Here is a 15,673-nt window from a genome sequence, read left to right as displayed (position 1 = left end):
GATTGTTCCCATGAAGTTTTCCATTGTCGTCAACATGGCGCGGTTCGACACCTCCAAAGCCATGGATCAGGTCGCCTCTGAGGCGCTGGATCTGGTCAAGATCGCCGATCAGGGCGGGTTTGATATCGTCTGGACCGCCGAGCATCACACGATTGAGCTGACGATCTCGCCGAACCCGTTCCAGCTGTTGTCCCACTGGGGCAACCACACCAAGAACGTGCGGCTGGGTACCGGCGTCGTCGCGGCGCCCTATTGGAACCCGATCCGGCTGGCGGGCGAGGCGGCACTTTGCGACATCCTCACCGGCGGGCGGCTGGAGCTGGGGCTGGGCCGCGGCGCCTATCAGTATGAGTTCGACCGCATGGCCGGCGGCATGCCGCAGGGCGAAGGCGGCCGTTACCTGCGCGAAATCATCCCGGCGGTGCAGCGGCTGTGGGAGGGCGATTATGCCCATGAGGGCGAGATCTGGAATTTCCCCTCGGTGGCCTGTGTGCCCAAACCCCTGGGCAAAGCACCTAGCATGTGGGTGGCGGCACGCGACCAGAACACCTTTGAATTCGCGCTGAAGAACAATTGCAACGTGATGTCCACCGCACTGCGCAAGGACTTCGCCGAGGTTGAGGATCTGGAGACCAAGTTCCGAGCGGCCAAAAAGGTGGCCGGAAACCCGGCGGGCCTGACGCACGCCACCATGCGGGTGTGCTGCGTTTATGACGACCCCTCAGTGCTGGATACCGCCGTCTCCTCGGTGGTGAACTTCGGCCGCAACTTCGAGAACCTGTTCAAGAACGCGGGCACCGTGGAAAACGGCTTCCCGGAGCCGGTGGACTTTGACACCGTTGCCGCCCGCGGCGAGTACCAGCCGGAAAACCTCAAGGAAAACCTGCTGTTCGGCACGCCGGACGAGATCATCGCCAAGCTGGAACGCTATCAAGCGATCGGCATCGACCACATCATGATCGGCCCCACCTTCGGGCTGCCGCATGAGGTGGCGCAACGCACGGTCGAGCTGTTCGCCGACCGCGTCATCCCGCATTTCCGCGCCAAGAAAGCCGCTTAAAGACGGTTCCGGCGCGTCACTCACACTACAGTCTACCTTAGGGAGGAAATCATGACTGAACGCAAACCCACGGCGGGCTTCAGCCGCCGCACATTCCTGACAACATCCCTGGCAGCGGGTGTTTCCGCTGCCGCATTGGCCGCTGGCACCGGCCGGGCAATGGCAGCGGCGGACCTCAAGGGCCGCGAAATGGTCTTTGCCAGCTGGGGCGGCAGCTATCAGGCGGCGCAGGAAGCCGCCTATTGCAACCCGTTCATGGCGTCGAGCGGTGCTGTGGTGATCCAGGACGGCCCGATGAGCGGCTCGAAACTGCGCACCATGGTCGAAGGCGGCCAGCCGATCTGGGATGTGGTCGATGTGACCGACACCTTCTTGTTCGCTAATGAGGAACTGTTCGAGGATCTCGACTTTGGTATCGTCGATGCCAGCGCGCTGGATCAGGCTTATGTGCATCAGAAAGGCATCGGCTGCATCGTCTGGTCCTACAACATCGCCTTCAACACCGATGTGGTGGGCGAGAACACCCCGCAGAGCTGGGCCGATGTGTTTGATGTCGAGAAGTTCCCCGGCAAGCGGGCCTTGCGCGACCGGGCCTATCCGATGATGGAAATCGCCCTGATGGCTGACGGTGTGGCGCCCGAGGACCTGTATCCGCTGGATATTGAGCGCGCCTACCGCAAGCTGGATACCATCAAGGACCACGTGATCTGGTACAAGTCGAACTCAGCCGCGCAGCAGCTGTTTGTGGATGGCGAGGTCGGCGTCGGCGTGCTGCTGAACGGCCGGACGTTTGATGTCAACAAGAAGGGCGCGCCGGTTGATCTGACCTGGAACCAGAACATCCGCTCAATCGACTATCTGGTGATCCCCAAGGGCGCGCCGAATGCCGAAGTCGCGCAGCATTTCATGAACGCCACCGTGGATGCGGACAATCAGGCGCTGATGGCCAATACGCTGGCCTATGCGCCGGTGAACCCGGCCGCCTTTGACAAGGTGGAAGACAGTGTTGTGCCCTGGCTCGCCACCACGCCGGAGAACGCCGAAAAGGGCTTCCTGATCGACGCGGCCTACTGGCGCGACAACCTCGGCCCGCTGACCGAGCGCTGGAACGAGTGGAAGCTGAGCTGATCCGCTGGTTTCAAACCATTTGGCGCTGCACTGGGCGGGCTCTCGGTTTGATTTACTGAGGGCAGCGCCTGACCTTGGGGAGGCGAGTAGCGCCTTCCCAGGGGGAAGGTCAGGCGCTGCCCGGCGTGCCGCCGGGCAATTCAGTCCTAATCTTGAAACGGCAATAACAACAGGAGATGCAGTGCAATGACGGCGGGAAACCGTACTCTCTGGCTCTTGATACCGGCAGTTCTGCTGATCGGGGTCTGTTTCCTTTACCCGGTCAGCTGGCTGTTGCAGCGCAGCGTCTCCGAACCTGTCTGGGGGCTGCAGAACTACATCACCATTTTCTCCAAGAGCATCTATCTGGGTGTGCTTTGGAACACGATTGCGATTGCCGGGGCGACCACGATCCTTTGTGCGCTGATCGGCTTCCCGGTGGCCTATTCGATGGTCCATGCTCGGCCTTGGATCCGCAAGCTGCTGATCTTTGTGGTGCTGATCCCGTTCTGGACCTCGATCCTGGTGCGCAGCTTTGCCTGGCTGGTGATCCTGCAGCGCGGCGGCATCATCAATGACATCCTGGTTGGCATCGGCATGATCGCCGAGCCCTTGGACATTGTTTACAACCGCTTTGGCGTGCTGTTGGGAATGGTGCAGGTGCTGCTGCCGTTCATGGTGTTCCCGCTTTATTCGGTGATGGCGCGGATTGACGGCTCCTTCTTCCGGGCTGCCACCAATCTGGGCGCAACACCGATCAGAGCATTCTTCCGGGTCTACCTGCCGCTCTGCCTGCCGGGCTTGGGCACCGGGGCGATGCTCGTCTTCATCATCGCGCTTGGGTACTTCATCACCCCGGCCCTGCTGGGCGGCCGCGGCGACATCATGATCGCGCAGCTGATCTTTGAGCGCATCGACGAGTTTGGCGACTGGCCGCTGGCCTCGGCCCTGGCGATCGTGCTGCTGATCGGCACTGGGCTTCTGTTCGCAATCATCAAGGGCGTGTCGAAACTGCGCCGGGGGCGGATCTGATGTTCTATTCTGCAAAATTCTGGGGCGGCCTGCGCGGCGTCATCAATGTGATGCTGGTGGTCTATATGCTGGCGCCCCTGGTGATCATCTTTGTGATCTCCTTCAGTTCGGCGCTGTACCTCACCTTCCCGCCGCCCGGCCTGTCGCTGCAGTGGTACGAGAAGATGTTCAGCAATCCGACCTGGACGCGGACGCTGGTGACCTCGCTGAAAATCATGGTGCCGGCCGCCATCGCCGCCACCATACTGGGCACTGCCGCTGCGCTGGCCTTGAGCCGGATAGAGAGCAAATGGGCGCTGGCAGTCAGGGCTGTGCTGATGGCGCCGCTGGTGGTGCCGGTTATCATCACTGCCGCCGCAATCTTTGGCGTGTTCCGGATCTGGGGGCTTTACGGCTCGCTGTGGGGGCTGATCCTGGCCCATGTGATCCTGACCCTTCCTTATGTGCTGTCGACAGTCAGCGCCAACCTGGCGGTGTTCGACAAGCGGCTGGAGGATGCCGCGGCTAATTGCGGCGCGCCGCCCTGGATCGCCTTCCGCCGGGTGACGCTGCCGCTGATCTCGCCCTCGGTGATGTCCGGCATGCTGTTTGCCATGGTGATCTCCTTTGACGAGCTGGTGGTGTCGCTGTTCCTGTCCACCCCGCGGGTGCGCCCGGTGACGGTGCAGATGTGGTCCAACATCAAGGGCGACACCGACCCCACCATCGCCGCCATTGCCACCGTGCTGTTCCTGTTCTCCCTGCTTGCGCTGCTGGCGGACGGCATAGCCCGCCGCCGCTCGGGCCGCGAGCCGGGCCTGTAGACCCCCGAGGATACTTCGACATGACTGAACCTCTTTTGAAACTGGCCGGTCTCGGCAAAGCCTATGGCCCGATTGACGCCGCCAAGGACATCAACCTGGATGTGGCAGACGGCGAGTTCGTCACCTTCCTGGGGCCATCGGGCTCGGGCAAGACCACCACGCTGATGATGGTTGCCGGGTTTACTGAGCCCACTGCCGGCGGCATCAGCCTCAATGGCCAGCCGCTGGACCCGATACCGGTGTGGAAGCGCGACATCGGCATGGTGTTCCAGCATTACGCGCTGTTCCCACATATGACGGTGGCGCAGAACATCGCCTTTCCACTGGAAATGCGCGGGGTGGCGAAAGGCGACCGCCGCAAGCGGGCAGAGGAGGCCATGGAGTTGGTCGGCCTCGCCGGTTTCGGCAGCCGCTTGCCCAAGGAGCTGTCGGGCGGCCAGCAGCAGCGCGTAGCCCTGGCTCGCGCCATGGTGTTCAAGCCGCGGCTCTTGCTGATGGATGAACCGCTGGGCGCGCTTGACAAGAAGCTGCGCGAGCATATGCAACTGGAGATCATGCATCTGCACAAGAACATGGGCACCACAGTGCTCTATGTGACCCATGACCAGGAAGAGGCGCTGGTGATGTCCGACCGGATTGCCGTCTTCAGCAATGGGCGGATCGAGCAGGTGGGTTCTCCGCGGCAGCTCTATGAGGCGCCGCAGACCAAATTTGTGGCGGATTTCATCGGCGAAACCAATTTCATTGCCGGAGCGGCCCAGGGCTGCAGCGGGGCAGGGGCCTCTGTGCGGGGGCTGACCGGCCAGCTGGGCGCACCGCTGGCGGAGGGTGCGGCTGCAGTGCTGGCGGTCCGGCCCGAGCGGCTGCGTGTGGTGAACGGCGCGGGTGCTGGCGGAACGAACACTCTCACCGGCACTGTGAAGGAACTGATCTATCTCGGTCAGTCCCGCAAGGCGATCATAGCGCTGGAGGACGGCACCGAAGTGGCGGCACTGGAACAGGCCGCTCAGGCCGAGGCCACCGCACTGGAGATGGGCAGCCAGGCCACCCTCAGTTTCCGGGCCGAGGACGCAAGGATCCTGGCCGATGTTTGAACGCGCCCCCGATGTGGCCCTGAACTACCGCGACGAGGGCAGCGGCGACCCGGTGCTGCTGATCCACGGCGTCGGCTCCGACCTGGAAAGCTGGGACGGGGTGCTGCCGCATCTGTCTTCCCGCCGCTACATTCGCTTTGATCTGCGCGGGCACGGGCAATCCCAGCGCACGCCGGGGCCATACACGCTGCCAGGCCTGGCCGAGGACGCCGTGGCGCTACTGGATCATTTGCGCATCGGAACTGCCTCAGTGATCGGGTTTTCCCTCGGCGGGCTGATTGCCCAGCAGATCGCGCTGAGCTGCCCGGAGCGGGTGCGCTGCGTGACGCTGGTGTCTTCCGTCGGCGGCCGCACGCCAGAAGAACAGGCCCGCGTTGACGAGCGCGCCGAAACCCTGGCCCGCGAAGGCGCCCTCACTCATCTGGCCAACGCCGTCGACCGCTGGTTCACGCCGGAGTTTGTCACCGCCCACCCGGAGGTACTGGAGGCCCGGCGGCAGAAATCGCTGAAGAATGATCCCGACTGTTATGTCGCCGCCTACCGGGTGCTCGCGGGTAATGACCTGGGTGCCGAGCTGCACAAAGTCACCGCCCCTGCCCTGGTGATGACCGGCGAAAATGACATCGGCTCCTCGCCGCGGATGTCGGAATTCATGGCGGCGCAGATCCCCGACGCCCGCCTCCACATCCTGCCGCGGCTGAAACACTCGGTGCTGCTGGAAGCGCCGGATCAGGTCGCGGCCCTTATTGACCCTTTCCTTGCCGCCCATGGCGGCCCAGCAGAAAAGACCAAGACATGACCCCAGAAGTCCGCAAATACGTTGCCTGGATCGAAGACATCCTGATCGAGGGCCACAAGCCCGCCAGCCCGCCCCTGCGTATGGCAGCGGTGGCGGCGGTGCTGAAAAACCCCTGGTCGGGGCGGTTCGTCGAGGACCTGACCCCGGAAATCCACGCCTTTGCCCCGGTGCTGGGCGAGGAGATGGTGAACCGGCTGATGCCGCTGGTCGGCGGCGGCTGCAAGGTGCAGGCCTTCGGCAAATCCGCCATCGTCGGCGTCAACGGCGAGGTCGAGCATGCCTCAGCCCTGATCCACACCCTGCGCTTTGGCAACTTCCTGCGCGATGCGGTGCAGAGCAGCGAGTTCATCCCGTTCTCGAACAAGCGCGGCGGCCCGGGCAATTCGATCACGATGCCACTGAAACACATCACCGAAGGCGGCGCCCGCTCGCATTTCCTGACGGTGGAATTCAACATCCCCGACGCGCCCGGCCCGGATGAGGTGCTGATTGCCATCGGCGTCGCTACCGGCGGGCGGCCGCACCACCGGATCGGCGACCGCTTTCAGGACATGAAAGACCTCGGCCACGACCAATCTGCGCGGCCTGCGTAAGGCCGCTCTTTTTTCATGAACACGTTGCAACCTGGCTCTCGTACTAGTTTGAGCCAGGCCCGCCCAAGCGCTGTTGCCGTTCTTAGCCAAAGTACGCGGCTTCAGCCCGTGCGGGCTTGCACGCGGCGGTTCACCGCAAACAGGCAATACATGGTCCCCGCCGCCCCCCCATCGGTGACGGCTCTGGTGCAGGAAGCCCTTTGCGACGTTGCCCCCGTGACGGCATTCCTCAAGTTGCGGCCAGCCTAAATGGCTGGCCGCAAAACTTTTGCACCTTCAATTCATACGCTGAGGCAGCAGTATTTCAGCTCGAGGTAATCCTCGATCCCGTATTTGGAACCTTCGCGGCCCAGACCGGACTGCTTGATGCCGCCAAAGGGGGCTACTTCGGTGGAAATCAGTCCGGTGTTGACTCCGACCATTCCGTACTCCAGCCCTTCCATCACCTGATAGATCCGGCTCAGGTCGCGGCTGTAGAAATAGGAGGCCAGGCCGAACTCGGTGTCATTGGCCGCCGCCAGCACCTCTTCCACCTCGGAAAACCGGAACACCGGCGCCAGCGGGCCAAAGGTCTCTTCCCGCGCCACCACCATGTCCTGGGTGGCGCCGGCAATCACCGTCGGCTGAAAGAAGGTGCCGCCGCGTTCATGATTCCCGCCGCCGGTGGCGATCTGGCCGCCCTTGGCCACTGCATCGGCGATGTGCTCGCGCACCTTCTCCACCGCAGCCTCGCTGATCAGCGGCCCGATCGCGGTGCCATCGGCAAACCCGTCGCCCACCGGCAGCGCCGCAACCGCCGCCGACAGTTTTTCGACAAAGGCGTCGTACACCGCATCCTGCACATAGATCCGGTTGGTGCAGACACAGGTCTGGCCGGCGTTGCGGAACTTCGAGATCATCGCACCCTCGACCGCGGCATCCAGGTCGGCATCGTCAAACACGATGAAGGGCGCATTGCCGCCCAGCTCCAGCGACAGTTTCTTGATCTGGTCCGCCCCCTGGCGCATCAGGATGCTGCCCACTCCGGTGGAGCCGGTGAAGCTGATCTTGCGCATCGCCGGGTTCTCGCAGAACTCGAGGCCAACGCCGCGGCTGTCGGTCGACGGCAGCACCGAGAACACGCCCGCGGGGATGCCCGCCTCTTCACCCAGCTTGGCAATCGCCAGCGCCGACAGCGGGGTTTCGCTGGCCGGGCGCACCACCATGGCGCAGCCTGCGGCCAGTGCCGGGCCGGCCTTGCGGGTGATCATCGCGTTGGGGAAATTCCACGGCGTGATCGCCCCCACCACGCCCACCGGTTGCTTCATCACCAGAATGCGCTTGTCGCGCTGATGGCCGGGGATGGTGTCGCCATAGATCCGCTTGGCCTCTTCCGCGAACCACTCGATAAAGCTGGCACCATACATGATCTCGCCTTTGGCCTCAGCCAGCGGCTTGCCCATTTCGGCGGTCAGGATCGCCGCCAGGTCATCGGCATGGGCGACCATCAGGTCGAACCACGTGCGCAGCACCGCCGCGCGTTCCTTGCCGGTACGCTGCGCCCAGTCTTTTTGCGCAATCTGAGCGGCAGAGATGGCGCCCTTGGCGTCATCAACGGTGCAGTCGGCTACTTCAGCCAGCACCTCGCCGGTGGACGGGTTCTTGACCGCAAAGCGGGCGTCGCGGGCCTGCCATTCGCCGTTCAGATAAGCGTCGCTCAGCAGCAGGTCAGGGCGGGAGAGAGAGAGCATGTGCAAAACTCCAATTCAGTAAGGAAAAGGGCGGGGTCTCCCCCGCCCGGTTTCGGATTTTTTGAGGGTCCGGTTCAGGCGTGCAGGTCGCCGTCCAGCGCGGTGCCGTCCGGCGCGCTGTCAGCCGCGCTGGAGACCGCAGCCGGGTCCTCCATCAGCGACTTGATCACGCCCCAGGCCATCATCACCACCAGAACCGAGATCGGCAGCGCGGCCGCAATCGCCGCAGTCTGCAGAGCCGACAACCCGCCGGCCATCAGCAGCACCGCTGCCACCAGGCCCTGCGCCGCGCCCCAGATCACCCGGTGCATTTTCGGCGGATGGGCATTGCCCATCGACAGGATCGTCGTCACCACCAGGGTGCCGGAGTCAGAGCTGGTGATGAACCAGGTGGCCAGCAGGAAGGTGGTCAGCGCCGAGATCACCCAGGCCAGGGTTCCGCCGTCGGCCAGCCGGTCAATGGTGCCGAACAGGGTGCCGCCCAGGTTCCAGCTGTTGACCATGTCGATCAGGCCCGCGGTGCCCACGCCGCCCTCGGCGTTCAGCTCAAAGAACAGCGCGTTGCCGCCAAAGACCGAGATCCAGATGAAGGCCATGGTGGTGGGCACCAGCATGGCGCCGAACATGAACTCTCGGATGGTGCGCCCTTTGGAAATACGGGCGATAAACATGCCCACAAACGGTGCCCAGCTCAGCCACCAGCCCCAGTAGAAAATGGTCCAGCCGCCCTGCCAGGCCACATCGCCCGGTGCCGAAGCAGTCCAGAAGCCCATCGACAGGAACTGGGTCACATAATCGCCGGTGGCATTCAGGAAGAAGCCCGCCAGCCACTGGGTCGGCCCTGTAATCACAAAAAACAGGATCAGCGCGATGGTCAGAACGATGTTCCATTCCGACAGGATCTTGATGCCGCGGCCGACGCCGGACACTGCCGACAGGGTCGCGATGATCGAGATGATGATGACCAGCGCCACCTGGGTGCCGGTGCCCGGATCGATGCCGAACAGCACATTCATGCCATGCGCCATCTGATTGACCCCCAGCCCCATCGAGGTGGCAATGCCGAAGACGGTGCCGAATACCGCCAACAGATCCACCGCATGGCCTGCCGGGCCATAGATCCGCTCGCCCAGGATCGGGTAGAGCGCCGAACGGAAGGTCAGCGGCAGCTTCTTGCGGAAAGCAAAATAGCCAAGCGCCAGGCCGGTCAGCGTGTAGATCGCCCAACCATGCAATCCCCAATGGAAATTGGTTACCCGCACCGCATCAACCGCGCGCTGCACGTCCATTTCCGTGTGCCCCGCCGCATCGGCAAACGGGTTGTTGGGATAACCCCAGCCCGCCGAATTGTCGAAGTAGAACAGCGGTTCAGCAACGCCAAAGAACATGATGCCGATCGACACCGAGGCCGAAAACAGCATCGCAAACCAGGAAAACCGGCTGAATTCCGGCTTGGCATTGTCATCGCCCAGCCGGATCGAGCCGAACCGGCTGAACATCAGGAACAGGCAGGCAAACAGGATGATGATCACCGAGCTGATGTAGTACCAGCTCAGCGCGCCTTCGACCCAGGAGCGGATGCCGCCATAGATCTCGCCTGCGTATTCCACGTTCAGGATTGTGAACACCACAAAGGCCGCGACCATCGCCTTGGAGGCGATGCTCATACCGTTGTGAAGCCCTTTGAACAGCCCTGTGCCGGCAACCAGATGGTCCCCGCCTCCGGGCTTGTAGTCTCTCGCCATGGTTTCTCCTCCCTTAGGCAATGACCGGGGTATCCGGCGGCGCTGAGTGCGCAGCCGGGATGCAAATTTCTTCCGCAGGGAACGGTTCCGCTCTACCGCATAACGAAGGGGTCCGGGATTTGTTCGTCTGTTGTGCGCAGCCAGACGGCTTTTGTTTTTGTGTAGTCGAGGGCGGCCTGGAGGCCGCCTTCGCGGCCGTGTCCGGAGAGGCCGTGGCCGCCGAAGGGGGCGATCGGGCTGACGGCGCGGTAGGTGTTGACCCAGACGATGCCCGCGCGCAGGGCGCGGATCATCCGGTGGGCGCGGGTGAGGTCGCGGGTGAACAGGCCGGAGGCCAGGCCAAAGGCGGTGCTGTTGGCAATCTCTACCGCTTCCGCTTCGGTTTCGAAGCCGACCACCGACAAGACGGGGCCGAAGAACTCGGTTGTCAGGCAGGGGGCCTCCGGGGCATCCGAGCAGTCCAGAACCGTGGGCGGGAAGTAGAAGCCGCCGCGCGCCGGCGCCGTGCCGCCGGTGATCAGCCTGGCGCCCGCCTTGAGCGAGGCTTCGATCAAAGCCTCTGCGTGATCGCGCTGTTTCAGGGTGCAGAGCGGGCCGACTTCGGTGGCCATGTCACCCGGGGCGCCGATCACCACGCTTTCCGCCTTGTCCTTCAGCCGGGCGAGGAAGGCGTCTTTGAGGCCCTTCTGAATGACCAGGCGGGAGCCTGCGACGCAGCTCTGGCCGGTGGCGGCGAAGATGCCGGAGACCTGCGCGTTCACGGCGCTGTCCAGATCGGCGTCGTCAAAGACGATGAAGGGCGACTTGCCGCCCAGCTCCAGCGAGGTGGAGGCGAGGTTTTCGGCCGAGTTGCGCACGATGTGGCGCGCTGTCTCCGGCCCGCCGGTGAAGGCCACGTGAGCCACACCCTGGTGGCTGGTCAGCGCCGCACCTGCTTCCGGGCCGCCGGTGATCACGTTCAAAACGCCTGCCGGAAAGCCCGCCTGATCAAAGATCCGGGCAAATTCCAGCATCGGCGCCGGGGCCTCCTCGGAGGCTTTCAGCACCACGGTGCAGCCCGCCGCCAGCGCCGGGCCGATTTTCACCGCCGACAGGAACAGCTGCGAGTTCCAGGGCACCACGGCGGCCACCACGCCGATCGGCTCGCGGCGCAGCCAGACCTCCATGTCCGGCTTGTCGATCGGCAGATGCGCGCCCTCGATCTTGTCGGCGAGCCCTGCGTAATAGCGGTAGTATTCCGCCACATAGGCGATCTGCGCCGAGGTCTCGCGGATGATCTTGCCGGTGTCGCGGGTCTCCAGCCCGGCCAGCCTGGGAGCATGTTCCGCCACCAGATCCGCCAGCCGCATGAGGAGCTTGCCGCGCTGGGTCGCACTCATCCCGGCCCATTCGGGCGAGAAGAATGCAGCCTCCGCCGCGCAGACGGCCCGGTCCACATCCGCAGGCGTGGCCGACGGCATCCGCGCCCAGGGTGCGCCGGTGGCCGGATCAAGGCTCTCGAAGCTGGCGCCTGCGTCCTCAAAGGCGCCGCCGATATACTGCTGGAAAGACTGCATCTGCTGGCTCCTGTTACTGGAAGGCGGGCATCACATCGGTGATGAAGCGCTCAAGCGAGGCCTTCTTGCGCTCAAACGGCATGCTCGAGTTGATCCAGAAGGCATATTCGTCATAGCCCAGGGCCTGGTATTTCCGCAGCCGTTCGATCACCGCCGCAGGCTCGCCGATCACCAGGTCGCGCGCCATGGCCTCGGGGCTGTAGAACGGATGCGCGGCGATTTCCTCGTCCGAGAGCGGCGCGATCAGGCCTTGCGTGACCTCGCGCTTGTTCATGAACCAGGCGCCGAAGTAGCAGTAGAAGCGGTTCAGCTCCTCTGCCGCCTGCTGCACATCCGCCGCGCTGTCCGCCACATAGGTGTGCTGCAGCAGCATGATCCTGGGCCGCGGCACCTCCGGGTGCTTTGCGCAGGCCGCGTTGAACTTGCCCATCAGCTCTTCGATCTCGCCGTCGCCCTGCCACAGCGGCGTCACCTGCACGTTGCAGCCCTGCGCCACCGCAAATTCATGGCTGTTGGGATCGCGCGCCGCCACCCAGATCGGCGGGCCGTCCTGCTGCAGCGGTTTCGGCGACGAGGTGGTCTTGGGGAAGGCGTGGAATTCGCCCTCCTGGGCATAATCGCCCTGCCACAGGCCCTTCACCGCCGGGATCAGCTCGCGCATGCGCTGGCCCGCCTCCCAGGCATCCATGCCCGGCATCATCCGCTCGTATTCAAAGGAATAGGCGCCGCGGGCAATGCCCAGATCCAGGCGGCCCTCGGTGATGATATCGGCCATCGCCGCCTCGCCCGCCAGCCGGATCGGATGCCAGAACGGCGCAATCACCGTGCCGGTGCCCAGGCGCACATTCTTGGTGTGGCGCGCCACGTCGATCAGGTTCAGCAGCGGGTTCGGCGCAATGGTGAAGTTTATGCCGTGGTGCTCGCCGGTCCAGATGGCATGCATGCCGCCCGCATCGGCGATTTTGCACAGCTCGATGAACTCATCATACAGCCGCTTCTGGTCGTCCTCCGCGGAGATCCGCTCCATATGCGCAAAAAGGGAAAATTTCATCAGGTCTCGCTCCCTGCCCCGCCCCCGGCGCCAACAGGGCGCACCTCTCCGCGGGTCTGGTTTCCATAATACACCCCGAAGTTGCCGATCCGGGCCTCACTGGCGAACCGCTCCAGCATGGTGCACATCGCCGCGTCGGCAATGTCCATCAATGTGGTTTCGGTCAGCTCGGTGAAGGCCCCCTGCGCCGGCGTGCCCCCGGCGGATTGGCACAAAAACGAGATGTGCTGATGTTCGCGCGCTTCATCTTCATAGACGGAGTAAATGAACCCCGCCTCAGCCTCGACGCCGCTCTCCGCAATCAGCCTGGCCAGCGCCGCCGAGGCGCCCTCCTTGCCGACCCGCACTTCCGGCAGCGTCAGCTTGCCCTGTTCATTGCCCAGCAAGAGCACCTTGCCCTCATGCTCAATCAGCGCCGAGACAATCAGCTTGGCCCCCTGGCGCAGCGCTTCGGCCTCGGCTGCAGGCGTCACATAGGCGCCGCGCACGTAGCCCAGCCCCGGCGCGGGCGAGGTCTCAAAACCCTCAACGCGGCCGATCAGGATCAGGTGGTCGCCCGCCTCCACCCGGTTGTGCATGGCGCAGTCGAACCAGGCCGAGACCCCGTCCAGCACCGGGCTGCCTGCCGGGCCCTGCCGCCAGCCGACCGCGGCAAAGCGGTCCTCGACGGGCCGGGCAAAGGTGTTGGAGACATCCTTCTGGTCCTCCGCCAGCACATTGACGGCAAAGCCTGCCGCCTGGCTGAAGGCCTGGTAATTGCTGGAGGAATTGGCCAGGCACACCAGCACCAAGGGCGGGTCCAGCGACACCGAAGTGAAGGAATTGGCAGTAAAGCCGATCGGGTTGCCGTCCGCATTCTGCGCCGTCACCACGGTGACGCCGGTCATGAAGGTGCCAAAGGCGTTGCGCAGGGCGCGCGGGTCCAGTTCGCTCATGACGTCTCCCCTTCCACTGGCGCTGCCAGCCAGTCCTGCAGCGCTGCGTTGACCGCCTCAGGGGCGGTCAGATTGACCATATGCCGGTGGCCTTCGATGACAATGGCCTGGCCCCGCGGCGCCGCCGCCGCCATTGCCGCGGCCATCTGCGGCGTCGAGTTCGGATCGCCGTCGCCGGTCAGCGCCAAAAGCGGGCAGGCAATGCCGCCAAACCCATCCGCATAAGTGCTGTCGCCGCGGGCAAAGGCGCTATAGGCCGCCGCGTAACCGTCCAGATTCACATCCGAGAGCCACGCCGCCACCTGCGCCCGCGCCGCCCTGTCCGCAGCACTATCGCCAAACCAGCGCGTCAAAGGTGTTTCCAGATCAAAGCTGCCCGCGCGGATCTCATCCGCGCGCGCCTCAACCGCCGCCCGCGCCGCCGCGCCGCGCCGGAACACCCCGTTCAAGAGCGCCACCCGGGCCACGTTTTCAGGATGGCTGACCGCGTAGCCGCCGGCAATCAGCGCCCCCATCGAATGGCCCGCCAGATAGACCGGCCCCAGCCCCAGTGCCTGCAAAACCCCATGCAGCCAGGCCACATAGTCCGCCAGCTCCGGCGTGCCCGGCAGCGCAGCGCTGCCGCCATGGCCCGGCATATCCAGCGCAACCACCTCATGGGCGGCGGCAAAAGCCTCAATCTGCGGCCCCCAGGCCGCCGCCTGCATGCCGACCCCGTGCAGCAGCACCAAGGGCGCGCCGGACCCTGCCCGCAGGCCGGTGACCGGGCCAGCCACCAGGCCGGAGGCCTCAGACAGCTGCAGGGTTGTCGAGGTCATGGCCCAGGTCCTTCAGGTCCTGATAGCGGTCGCCGATGCGGTGGTGCGGGCGGCCGCCGATCGAGGCGCCAAGTGCAATCACGATCTCATCCGGGCCCGGCGCATCTGCGACCGACAGCTGGATGGTCAGGTAGTGGCTGCGCTTGCCGCCGTCGTTCTTGTCCATCAGCGGGATCTGCAGCGAGGCATTGGCGGGCCCGCGGGTATTGGTGAAGGCAAGATAGGATTTCGCCCCCACCGCCTCGCGGAAATGGTTGCCAAAGCGCAGCGTGTGAATCAGCGCCGAGGCATGCTCCACCTCGCCGTTGACGCCGACAATGGCCGATTTGCCGTAGCCCTCGACCCGCTCGCCGCCGCCTGCGGCCTCCAGCACCATCGCCGTCAGCTTCTCGCCCAGCCCCGGCGCGCAATCATGGATCGCAGGCCGCAGATCCTCGACAAACCCCTGCCCCGCCCAGGGGTTCTTGATCACCGCCACCGCGGCAATCATCGTGAGCGGCTGCGCCGCCGCCTTGCCGCCCTCGATCAGGGTCTCTTCAACATGCAGCAGCGTCTTGCGGATTTCAGCGGGCATGGCCGGGTCTTTCTTGTGATTCCATCGTTGATCATCATATGGTATACCATACGACCATATGTCAATGATCCCTTGTTCCCCCCCGCCCCGGCTGCTATCCCGAATCCCATGACACGCCCCCAAAGCCAGCCTGTGATGCGCAAGATCGAGCAGCTGCCGCAGACCCTGCGCGACATCGTCCAGGAGCGCATGCGCGAAGCGATCATCGCAGGCCAGTTCGCCCCCGGCGAACGGCTGGTCGAGCGCCCCCTGTGCGACCAGCTCGGCGTCAGCCGCACCGTGGTGCGCGAGACCATCCGCTATCTCGAGGCCGAGGGCCTGGTCGAGATCCTGCCCGGCAAAGGCCCGATCGTGGCCCGGCTCAGCTGGGACGACGCCCGCCAGATCTACGATATCCGCCGGATGCTGGAGACCGCCGCCGCCGCCCAATGCGCCCGCAACATGACGCCGCAGCTGGCAGCAGACCTGCAGGCCGCCCTGCAGGACCTGCAGGCCGCTGCCGCCGAAGGCGCCCCCGCCCCCCTGCTGCGCGCCACAACCGAATTCTACCGCAGCATCTTCGACGGCGCCGCCCAGAACGTCGCCTGGGAAATCACCCAGCGCCTCAACGCCCGCATCAGCCGCCTGCGCGCCGTCACACTGTCAACCAAAAACCGGCAAAAACCCGGCACCGCACATATGCACAACATCTGCAACGCCATCCTATCAGGCAATGAAGCCGCAGCGCAGAACGCCGTTGAAAAACACCTGCAAGACGCAAAACAAACCGCGCAGCG

At 64.4% G+C, this 15,673-nt stretch carries 15 protein-coding genes; 8 read left to right on the top strand and 7 right to left on the bottom strand.

Annotation, left to right across the window (positions count from 1 at the left end):
* Positions 1 to 10: 10 nt before the first annotated feature.
* From ACXAEH_RS20660 to ACXAEH_RS20630, 7 genes are all read left to right on the top strand, one after another.
* A complete protein-coding gene (locus tag ACXAEH_RS20660; protein ID WP_475035702.1) occupies positions 11 to 1,060 on the top strand; it encodes an LLM class flavin-dependent oxidoreductase in 1,050 nt (349 codons plus the stop codon).
* Between the two features lie 51 nt (positions 1,061 to 1,111).
* Entirely contained in the window at positions 1,112 to 2,188 is a 1,077-nt protein-coding gene (locus ACXAEH_RS20655) for an ABC transporter substrate-binding protein (protein WP_475035700.1), read from the top strand.
* A 186-nt stretch (positions 2,189 to 2,374) separates the two neighbouring features.
* Positions 2,375 to 3,199, top strand: coding sequence for an ABC transporter permease (locus tag ACXAEH_RS20650; protein WP_475035699.1), 825 nt, complete (start codon positions 2,375 to 2,377; stop codon positions 3,197 to 3,199).
* Positions 3,199 to 4,002, top strand: a complete 804-nt coding sequence (locus tag ACXAEH_RS20645) for an ABC transporter permease (RefSeq protein WP_475035698.1) — start codon at positions 3,199 to 3,201, stop codon at positions 4,000 to 4,002. Before ACXAEH_RS20650 ends, ACXAEH_RS20645 begins: the two co-directional genes overlap by 1 nt.
* Before the next feature lie 20 nt (positions 4,003 to 4,022).
* Positions 4,023 to 5,096: an ABC transporter ATP-binding protein gene (locus tag ACXAEH_RS20640; RefSeq protein ID WP_475035697.1), complete on the top strand. Its 1,074-nt coding sequence runs from the start codon at positions 4,023 to 4,025 to the stop codon at positions 5,094 to 5,096.
* Positions 5,089 to 5,895 (top strand): alpha/beta fold hydrolase, encoded by an 807-nt coding sequence (locus ACXAEH_RS20635; RefSeq protein WP_475035695.1) that lies wholly within the window; start codon positions 5,089 to 5,091, stop codon positions 5,893 to 5,895. The genes ACXAEH_RS20640 and ACXAEH_RS20635 overlap by 8 nt, the downstream gene beginning before the upstream one ends.
* A complete protein-coding gene (locus ACXAEH_RS20630; RefSeq protein WP_475035693.1) occupies positions 5,892 to 6,488 on the top strand; it encodes an amino acid synthesis family protein in 597 nt (198 codons plus the stop codon). The genes ACXAEH_RS20635 and ACXAEH_RS20630 overlap by 4 nt, the downstream gene beginning before the upstream one ends.
* Positions 6,489 to 6,769: 281 nt before the next feature.
* Here the strand turns inward: ACXAEH_RS20630 and ACXAEH_RS20625 are convergent, their stop codons facing one another.
* The 7 genes from ACXAEH_RS20625 to ACXAEH_RS20595 form a co-directional block, all read right to left on the bottom strand.
* Positions 6,770 to 8,218, bottom strand: a complete 1,449-nt coding sequence (locus ACXAEH_RS20625; protein ID WP_475035692.1) for an NAD-dependent succinate-semialdehyde dehydrogenase — start codon at positions 8,216 to 8,218, stop codon at positions 6,770 to 6,772.
* A 74-nt stretch (positions 8,219 to 8,292) separates the two neighbouring features.
* Positions 8,293 to 9,963, bottom strand: a complete 1,671-nt coding sequence (locus ACXAEH_RS20620) for a BCCT family transporter (RefSeq protein WP_475035691.1) — start codon at positions 9,961 to 9,963, stop codon at positions 8,293 to 8,295.
* Positions 9,964 to 10,055: 92 nt separating this feature from the next.
* Positions 10,056 to 11,519 carry an aldehyde dehydrogenase gene (locus tag ACXAEH_RS20615; protein ID WP_475035689.1) on the bottom strand — a complete coding sequence of 488 codons (1,464 nt, stop codon included), beginning with the start codon at positions 11,517 to 11,519 and terminating at the stop codon, positions 10,056 to 10,058.
* A 13-nt stretch (positions 11,520 to 11,532) separates the two neighbouring features.
* Positions 11,533 to 12,570: an LLM class flavin-dependent oxidoreductase gene (locus tag ACXAEH_RS20610; RefSeq protein ID WP_475035688.1), complete on the bottom strand. Its 1,038-nt coding sequence runs from the start codon at positions 12,568 to 12,570 to the stop codon at positions 11,533 to 11,535.
* Positions 12,570 to 13,505: a flavin reductase gene (locus tag ACXAEH_RS20605; RefSeq protein ID WP_475035686.1), complete on the bottom strand. Its 936-nt coding sequence runs from the start codon at positions 13,503 to 13,505 to the stop codon at positions 12,570 to 12,572. The genes ACXAEH_RS20610 and ACXAEH_RS20605 overlap by 1 nt, the downstream gene beginning before the upstream one ends.
* Positions 13,502 to 14,323: an alpha/beta fold hydrolase gene (locus tag ACXAEH_RS20600; RefSeq protein WP_475035684.1), complete on the bottom strand. Its 822-nt coding sequence runs from the start codon at positions 14,321 to 14,323 to the stop codon at positions 13,502 to 13,504. The genes ACXAEH_RS20605 and ACXAEH_RS20600 overlap by 4 nt, the downstream gene beginning before the upstream one ends.
* The gene (locus tag ACXAEH_RS20595; protein ID WP_475035683.1) at positions 14,295 to 14,897 is read right to left on the bottom strand and encodes an amino acid synthesis family protein; all 603 of its coding nucleotides are present in this window, start codon (positions 14,895 to 14,897) and stop codon (positions 14,295 to 14,297) included. Before ACXAEH_RS20595 ends, ACXAEH_RS20600 begins: the two co-directional genes overlap by 29 nt.
* 108 nt (positions 14,898 to 15,005) lie before the next feature.
* Here ACXAEH_RS20595 and ACXAEH_RS20590 point away from each other — a divergent pair.
* On the top strand, positions 15,006 to 15,673 hold a 668-nt coding region (locus ACXAEH_RS20590), incomplete at its 3' end, for a GntR family transcriptional regulator (protein ID WP_475035682.1).

This window comes from Leisingera sp. ABM4_060 (genome assembly GCF_056158765.1).
This window is presented reverse-complemented; position numbering and strand designations above follow the sequence as displayed.